The sequence below is a fragment of the Oleiphilus sp. HI0128 genome, assembly GCF_001635365.1.
This window is the reverse complement of the sequence record NZ_LWGG01001268.1, coordinates 1-1,264: the sequence shown is the minus strand read 5'-3', so window position 1 is coordinate 1,264 and position 1,264 is coordinate 1. Positions and strand designations below refer to the sequence as shown.

2 protein-coding genes are annotated in these 1,264 nt (G+C 42.7%); both read right to left on the bottom strand.

Annotated elements, in window-relative coordinates; translation table 11 throughout:
* Positions 1-670, bottom strand: a 670-nt coding sequence (era, locus tag A3763_RS21380; protein ID WP_068760485.1) for a GTPase Era, incomplete at its 3' end; no start/stop codon positions are given.
* A gap of 15 nt (positions 671-685) precedes the next feature.
* On the bottom strand, positions 686-1,264 hold a 579-nt coding region (rnc, locus tag A3763_RS21375), incomplete at its 5' end, for a ribonuclease III (protein ID WP_068760483.1).

Genomic DNA, 1,264 nt, shown 5'->3' with positions numbered 1-1,264 from the left:
CAGTCACCGCATAAGGTAGCTCTTCCCCCAGCTGTCGCATGATCTTCTCACGCACAAGCTCAGCAGCCAGAAAGCGCTGACTTCTGTCAGTCACTTGATCTTCAGGATAGTAATGAATACTGTTTGGAAGGAAGCTATCAATTAGTTTTTCAAGAGAATCAACATTATGTCCATGCTTGGCAGAAACTGGAATAATTTCGTTGAACGAATGCTTCTCAGCCAAAACTTGAATGTGCGGTAACAAAGCACCTTTTTCTTTTGCCTGATCAACTTTATTTAACACGAGAATTACAGGCGCTTTTGCAGCTTGGATTTTTTCAAGCACGAAGCTATCTTCCTCTGTCCACTTGGTTCGATCAACCAAAAAGACAATAACATCAACATGCTTAAGCGAATCTGACGCCGCTTTATTCATATATCGATTAATCGCTTTATGTTCTTTCAGGTGCAAACCAGGTGTATCAACATAAACGACTTGCGCTTCGCCTTCGGTTTTGATCCCTAAAATCTGGTGACGCGTGGTCTGAGGCTTCTTTGAGGTAATACTAATCTTTTGACCCAATATACGATTTAGCAACGTTGATTTGCCGACATTAGGGCGCCCAACAATGGCGACATAGCCACAACGGGTATTCGGGTTATTAAAACTTTCCAAGTCGAATTCAGTCATGATAATACTCCAGGGTTATGACTTTTCTTCCAGAATAGCCAGCGCTTGCTTTGCTGATTTTTGCTCAGCTATTCGTCGACTAGGGCCTTCACTATTTGTTCTGATACTCATTGATGCAACCTCACACTCGACAAAGAAAGTCTGATCATGAGCTTCACCTGTGACCTTAATAACTTCATATTTCGGGAGGTCTTTCTTTATAGATTGCAGATATTCTTGTAGGCGGGTTTTAGGGTCTTTTTCGGTATTATCTAAAGACAAGTTAGCGAAACGCGGCTCATACCACGATAAAACAACTTCTCGGCAAGTTGAATGATCGCTGTCTAAATAGATAGCACCAATGACGGCTTCCAGAGCATCAGCAATAATCGACTCCCGCCTAAAGCCACCACTCTTCAGCTCACCGCCCCCTAAGTTCAAATAGTCGCCTAGCTTAAATTCTTTACCAATCTCTGCCAGCGTTACCCCTTTTACCAACAAAGAGCGCAAACGGCTTAGCTGACCTTCTTTTGCAGACGAGAAGTGTTGAAACAGATATTCAGCAATAACAAAGCTAAGTATGGCATCCCCTAAATACTCCAGGCGTTCATTGTT